This window comes from Sphingomonas segetis (assembly GCF_009720245.1).
Classification (GTDB): Bacteria; Pseudomonadota; Alphaproteobacteria; order Sphingomonadales; family Sphingomonadaceae; genus Sphingomicrobium; species Sphingomicrobium segetis.
In genome coordinates this window covers 1-7,085 of sequence record NZ_WJSQ01000141.1, presented here as the reverse complement: position 1 = coordinate 7,085, position 7,085 = coordinate 1, and the positions used below count along the sequence as shown (strand labels likewise).

4 protein-coding genes are annotated in these 7,085 nt (G+C 65.7%); 1 reads left to right on the top strand and 3 read right to left on the bottom strand.

Annotation, left to right across the window (positions count from 1 at the left end; genetic code table 11):
* The 3 genes from edd to GH737_RS11885 form a co-directional block, all read right to left on the bottom strand.
* A partial coding sequence (gene edd / locus GH737_RS11895; protein WP_155265025.1) for a phosphogluconate dehydratase occupies positions 1–1,656 on the bottom strand: 1,656 nt, incomplete at its 3' end.
* Positions 1,657–1,679: 23 nt separating this feature from the next.
* Positions 1,680–3,137, bottom strand: a complete 1,458-nt coding sequence (gene zwf / locus GH737_RS11890) for a glucose-6-phosphate dehydrogenase (protein ID WP_155265024.1) — start codon at positions 3,135–3,137, stop codon at positions 1,680–1,682.
* A 62-nt stretch (positions 3,138–3,199) separates the two neighbouring features.
* On the bottom strand, positions 3,200–4,786 hold the full coding sequence (locus tag GH737_RS11885) for an MFS transporter (RefSeq protein ID WP_155265023.1): 1,587 nt from the start codon (positions 4,784–4,786) through the stop codon (positions 3,200–3,202).
* A gap of 378 nt (positions 4,787–5,164) precedes the next feature.
* On the opposite strand from GH737_RS11885, the gene GH737_RS11880 reads away from it, so the two are divergent.
* Positions 5,165–7,085 (top strand): Rne/Rng family ribonuclease (locus tag GH737_RS11880; protein WP_155265022.1); only part of this gene is annotated, 1,921 nt, incomplete at its 3' end.

The following is a 7,085-nucleotide window of genomic DNA, read 5'->3' as shown; positions in this document are numbered from 1 at the left end:
TTCGAGAGTCCCCGCGCGGCCGTCGAGCCGGATCAGGTCGCCGTCGCGCACTCGTGCGAGCGGCCCGTCCGGAAGCGCCTCGGGCGAGACGTGGATCGCCGCCGGCACTTTCCCGCTCGCCCCGGACATGCGGCCGTCGGTGATCAGCGCGACGCGGTGGCCGCGGTCCTGAAGCACGCCGAGCGTCGGCGTCAGCTTATGAAGCTCGGGCATGCCATTCGCGCGCGGGCCCTGGAAACGCACGACGACCGCGCAGTCGCCGTCGAGCTCGCCGGCCTTGAACGCGTCGAGCACCTCGTTCTGGTCGGAAAAACAGCGCGCCGGCGCTTCGATCACCCAGCGCTCCTCGTCGATGGCGCTCGTCTTGAGCACGGCGCGGCCGAGATTGCCCTGGACGAGGCGCAGGCCGCCGTCAGCCCGGAACGCGTCGTTCGCCGGGCGTAGCATGTCGATGTCGGCGCTTTCCTCTGCCGGCTTCCACACCAGTTCGTCGCCATGAAGTTCGGGATTGCCGATCCATGCATCCATCGATTCTGCTCCCGCGGTCAAATTGTCGGTGTGGAGCAGACCCTCGCGGCTGAGCGTGTAGGTGACGAACGCCATGCCGCCCGCGTCCTGGAAGTCGTTCACGTCCTTGGCCCCGTTGGGATAGACACGCGCGAGCAGCGGCACCGCCGAGGACAAATCGGCGAAATCCTGCCAGTCGATCAGGATCCCGGCCGCGCGGGCGATCGCCGGCAAATGGATGAAATGGTTGGTCGAGCCGCCGGTCGCGAGCAGTCCGATCATCGCGTTGACGATGGCCTTCTCGTCAACCACCTCGCCGAGCGGCCGCTCGCCGCTCCTGGCGAGATCCGCCAGCCGATGCACCGCGGCCCGTGTCAGCGCCTGTCTCAGCGGCGTTCCGGGATTGATGAAGGCGGCATTCGGGACATGCAGTCCCATCAGTTCCATCATCATCTGGTTTGAATTGGCGGTCCCGTAGAAGGTGCAGGTGCCGGGCGCATGATAGGACCGGCTCTCGGCCTTCAGGAGCTCGTCCTTGCCGACCTTTCCTTCCGCGTAGAGCTGGCGGATGCGCTGCTTTTCCTTGTTTGGCAGGCCCGACGGCATTGGCCCGCCCGGGACGAGCAGCACCGGCAGATGACCGAAGCGCAGCGCGCCGATCAGCAGCCCGGGCACGATCTTGTCGCAGATCCCGAGCAAAGCCGCGGCGTCGAACATTCCGTGGCTCAGCGCGATGGCCGTGCCCATCGCGATCACGTCGCGGCTGAACAGCGACAGGTCCATGCCCGGTTGCCCTTGAGTCACGCCGTCGCACATCGCCGGGACTCCGCCCGCGACCTGCGCCGTGGCGCCGACCTCGCGCGCGAAAATCTTCATCTGCTCCGGATAGCGGCCGTAGGGCTGATGCGCCGAAAGCATGTCGTTGTAAGCGGTTACAATGGCGATGTTTGGCCCGCCGAGCGTGCTGATCGTCGGCTTGTCCTCGCCCGATGCGGCGAAGCCGTGCGCGAAATTGCCGCACGACAGCCGCGGGCGGCTGATCCCCCGCTCATTCTGCTCGGCCATCAGGTCGAGGTAGCGCCGACGGGTCGGCTTCGACCGCTCGATGATGCGGTCGGTGACGGTTGCGATGGTGGGGTTTAGATCCATGGCGCCTATGTGGTCCTTCGCGCCTATTCGTGCCAGCTGATGCCGTCGCGCTCGGTCAGCGCGATCGCGGCGGACGGACCCCACGTCCCGGCCGCATAGGGCCGCGGAGTCAGTCCCTTCTCAGTCCACGCGGCGCGGATCCGGTCGATCCAGCCCCATTGCGCCTCGACCTCGTCGCGGCGGACGAACAAAGTCGGATCGCCTTCGATGAGGTCGAGCAGAAGCCTCTCGTAAGCGATCCGCCGGCGATACTCGCTGAACGCGTTCGCAAGCCCGATATCGAGCGGGATTTCGCGCAGCCGCACGCCTTGGCGGTCGAGCCCCGGAGTCTTCGCCATCAGGTGAAGGCTGATCGTTTCTTCCGGCTGCACCCCGATGATCAGCTTGTTCGGCTTGGTCGTCGCGCCGCGCGAAGCGAAGATCGAATAAGGAACGTCGCGGAACTGGATAAAAATCTCGGTATCGCGCATCGGCATGCGCTTGCCGGTGCGCAGGTAGAAAGGCACGCCCTTCCAGCGCCAGTTATCGATGTGCGCCTTCAGCGCCACGAAGGTCTCGGTCGTGCTTTCGTGGCCGACCTCTTCGGCATAGCCGGGCACCGGCTCGCCATCGATCGCCCCGCGCAAGTACTGACCCGTGACGCTGTTCGCCTCAACGTCCGCCGAAGTGATCGCGCGAAGCGCGTGCAACACCTTCACTTTCTCGTCGCGCACCGCCGTGGAGTTGAAGTCCGCCGGCGGCTCCATCGCCACCAGCGCCAGCAGCTGGAGCATGTGGTTCTGCACCATGTCGCGAAGCGCGCCCGCCTGGTCGTAATAGTCGCCGCGGCCCTCGAGGCCGATGGTCTCCGCGACTGTGATCTGGACGTGGTCGATGTGGGTCGCGTTCCACAGCGGCTCGAACATCGAATTGGCGAACCGCAGCGCCAGCAGGTTTTGGACAGTCTCCTTGCCGAGATAATGGTCGATTCGGAAAGTGCGGTCCTCGGGGAAGGCGCCGGCCACCGAGTCATTGATCTCGCGGCTCGATTCCAGGTCGCTGCCGAGCGGTTTCTCGAGCGCCATTCGGACCGTCGGGCAGGCAAGGCCCGCCCCTGCCAGGCCGTCGATCGTCGGCTTGAACAGCGACGGCGCGGTCGACAGGAAGATCGCGACTCCATGGCACGGGTCGCCGATCCGCTTGGCGAGGCGGTCGAACCCGCTCTGGTCCTTGATATCGAGCGGGACATAATGAAGCCGCCCGAGGAAGCGCTTGGCGATGCCCTCGGAATAGAAGCCCTGCGGCAGATGTTCCTTGAGGGCCGCGTCCGCCCGCTCGCGGAACGCCTCGTCGCCGAGTTCCGTACGCGCCGTGCCGATGATCCTGAGATCGGCAGGGAGCAGGCCGTCGGAATCGAGCCCGTAGAGCGAGGGAAGCAGCATGCGCCGGGCAAGGTCGCCGGTCGCGCCGAACATCAGCAGGGTCGAAGCCTTCTCCACCATCGGGCGCTTGCTATAGGGGTCGTTGCGCGGGCGCAAAGTCCGAATACGTATCCGCGGCCTGGCTACATGCCCGTGGCGGAAAATGTGCGCGCGTCAGGATCGAGGTCGCGCAGATCCCGGCCGCGCGTTTCCTTGCCGAACCATGCGACGAGCAGGAGCGCGACAATGGTCGGCACCAGGATCGCGAGCGACACCACTGCAAGTGGCGGGACCAGCGCGAGGATCGCGAGCAGCTGGGCAAAAGTGCCGCCGCCTTTGGTGCACGCTGCGACGATGCCCGTCGTTCGGCCGCGGATGCGCAGCGGAAAGCTTTCCGCCGCATAGGGCAGGAGCATAGCGATCAGCGCATTCGTCCCGACGATGAGCAGGGCGACGGGCAGCACCGGGCTCCCGGACCCCGTCAATTCGAGCTGCAGCACTGCGAGCAGCCCGGCGGCGGTGACGGCGATCGAGGCGACTAGCGACCATTTGCTGCTCCACGCGCTGTAGGCGAACGCCACGACGAAAATCATCGGAAAGGCGATGAGCGCGGATTCCGCGAGCAGTCGGCTCGACACCTCGACGCTGTAACCCTTGGCGACGAGATCGGCGGGGAGCCACAGCAAAAGCCCGAAATTGATGAGGCCGTAGCAGGTGGCCGCGAGGCTGAGCGCCACGAGCTTGCCGAAAAAGGCGGCGCCGGTCAGCGCGACCGTCGGGCCCTTCACCAGCGCTGCCGTTTCGGCCGGGCGGATCTGCCGCGCCTTCGAGCCGAAGCGCTCCATCACCCGCCGCGCTTCGTCGCGCCGGCCGCGGGCGAGCAGGAACTTCGCCGATTCGGGAATCAACGCCCCGAGCAACACCAAGGACAGGCCTGTCGGGAGGTTGAGCAGCCACATGATACGCCAGCCGAAGTGCGGCTGCAGAATCGCCGAAAAGCCGCTCGCAGCGAAATAGCCGCCGACCGCGCCCAGCCCGCCGACCAGCACGAGCGACCAGCCGCGGTGCTTGCTCGGCATCATCTCGGCAAGCAGGGCATAAGTGACGGGCAGCATCCCGCCTGCGGCCACCCCCATCAGGAAGCACATGCCGACGTTCCACGCGAGCGAGGGCATCGCGCCGCAAATCGACGTCCCGACGAACATCACCGCCGACAGCAGGATCGACGCCTTGCGGCCGTAGATGTCGGCGATGATTCCCCAGATGATCGATCCGACCACCGTCCCGACCAGCGCCGAAAACGGGAATTGCGACACCGTCGCCTCATCGACCTGGTATTCGCTCATCATCCCGGGGAGCACGAAACCGAGCGTTGCCGGCTTCATGATGTCGATGACGAGCGCGATAACCAGCACGCCCATCAGCATCCAGTGTGCGCGCGACAGCGGCGCGTCCTCGGGCGGCGTGACGACAATGTCCTGCGACGCCGAAAGCAGGCCCGGTATGTCCCTCGGAAGCAGCCCATAGGCGGCGATCCCGACGCCGCCGACGATCGCCACCATTCCGAGGACCATGTCGGCCCCGATCGGCATGCCGGCGAGGATGAAATGATTGTGCCGGCCCATCAGGAACATCGGGATATGCATCAGCACCCCTGCCGTGACGGCAATCACGCCCAGGATGAACGCCCACAGGCCGCGGCGCCCGGACAAAGTGCTGGTGCTGATCATGAACGGCACGAGATAGCAGCGACGCCGCCTGTGTCACTCTTGCGCAAAGGAAAGTTTCTGCTCCTGCGATGGTTGCGGGGGCGAGTCGGCGATGCTAACTCAGGTTTGATCTCCGGCGCCCGCCGGGGAATTCACGCCGCGGACGGTGCGAAGGGCCGCGGTTCCACGAGGTTGAAGCTTGAATGACGCCACAGAACGCCCTTCATCCGCTCTTCGGTGAAGCGGCGATCCCCGCGCGAGGGCGCGGGATGGCGCATCGAGCAGACACGCTTTCCAGTCATCCTGCCATCGCAGCCGATCAGTACTCAGGCGGCGAGGCGCCAATCATCGCGCGACCGAGCGACCTAACGCTCGACCTACGCGCCCGGAGAAATTTCAATGTCCATGCGCATGCTTATCGATGCGCGCCACCCGGAAGAGACACGGGTCGCGGTCGTCAAGGGAAACCGGATCGAGGAGTTTGACTTCGAATCGGCCGAGCACAAGCAGCTCAAAGGCAATATCTATCTAGCCAAGGTCACCAGGGTCGAACCGTCGCTTCAGGCGGCGTTCGTCGATTATGGCGGCAACCGCCACGGCTTCCTGGCCTTCAGCGAAATCCACCCCGACTATTACCAGATCCCGAAAGCGGATCGCGAAGCCCTGCTGCGCGAGGAAGCCGAGCACGCCGCCGAGGAAGAGCGGCTGCGCGCGGCCGAGCTCGACGAGCCCGATGCGCCTGCTGAAGACGAGATCAGCGGCGAGGAATTCGACGGCGACACGGCCACTGCGACCGCGACCACGACAGAAGCCGGCACCGGCTCCGCGCGCTCGCCCGTCGACGAATCCGCTGCCGACGAGCTCCGCCGCAAGCGCCAGAACCTGAGGCGGCGCTACAAGATCCAGGACGTCATCCAGCGCCGCCAGGTGCTTCTCGTCCAGGTCGTCAAGGAAGAACGCGGCAACAAGGGTGCGGCGCTGACCACCTATTTGTCGCTCGCCGGCCGCTATTGCGTGCTGATGCCCAACACCAGCCATGGCGGCGGCATCTCGCGCAAGATTTCGAACGGCGCCGACCGCAAGCGGCTGAAGTCGATCATGGGCGACCTCAACCTGCCCAAGACCATGGGCCTGATCGTCCGCACCGCGGGGCTCCAGCGCACCAAGACCGAGATCAAGCGCGATTTCGACTATCTCGCGCGGCTGTGGGACGAAATCCGCGAGAAGACCCTCAGCAGCACGGCGCCGGCGCTCGTCTATCGCGACAGCGATCTCGTCAAGCGCGCGATCCGCGACCTCTACAACCGCGACATCGACGAGGTGATCGTCGAGGGGGAGGAGGGATACAGGGCAGCACGCGGCTTCATGAAGCTGCTGATGCCGAGCCATGTCCGGCGGGTGCAGCTGCACAGCGAGACGACGCCCTTGTTCCAGCGCTACGGCGTCGAGGACCAGCTCAGCGCCATGTACCAGCCGGTCGTCCAGCTGAAATCGGGCGGCTACTTGGTCATCAACCCGACCGAGGCTCTGGTTTCGATCGACATAAACTCGGGCCGCTCGACGCGCGAGCACAATATCGAGCAGACGGCCACCAACACCAATCTCGAGGCGGCGCAGGAGATCGCGCGCCAGCTTCGCCTGCGCGACATGGCGGGCCTCATCGTCATCGACTTCATCGACATGGAGCAGAACAGCCATGTCCGGAAGGTCGAGAAGGCGATGAAGGAAGCGCTCAAGAACGACCGCGCGCGAATTCAGGTGGGGCGGATTTCCAGCTTCGGACTGATGGAGATGAGCCGGCAGCGGCTGCGCACCGGCGTGCTTGAGGCCTCGACGAGGCCGTGCCCCCACTGCGATGGCACGGGCCTGATGCGCACCGCTGCCTCGGCGGGCCTGTCGGCGCTGCGGATCATCGAGGACGAAGCGGCGCGCGGCCGCGGCGACCGCATCTGCCTTCGCGCCGGCAAGGAAGCCGCCGTCTACGTGCTCAACAAGAAGCGCGGCGAGCTCGCAGACATCGAGCAGCGCTACGGCGTGTCGATCGAGATCCTGATCGACGAGAGCTTCGAAGGTGCGCGCATGACGCTCGAGACGTCGGGCGGCCGGCCGGTCGCGGCGCCGCGATCCGAAGCGCCGCCGATCGAGGACGAGGAAGAAGAAGAAGAAGAAGAAGAAGAGACGGTCGAGATTTCGCTCGAGGCTCGGAAGGACCAGGCCGATCACGTTCGAGCGCTGCGACGACAGGTTGCGCGCAAGCTGGTTGTGGACATAGCCCAGCTCCGCCACGGCATCGAGGACGCGCTTTCTGAGGCCCTCGTTG

Coding starts and splice junctions, on each gene's coding strand:
- zwf (WP_155265024.1), bottom strand. CDS start 3,137: ATGGTGGAGAAGGCTTCGACCCTGCTGATGTTCGGCGCGACCGGCGAC.
- GH737_RS11885 (WP_155265023.1), bottom strand. CDS start 4,786: ATGATCAGCACCAGCACTTTGTCCGGGCGCCGCGGCCTGTGGGCGTTC.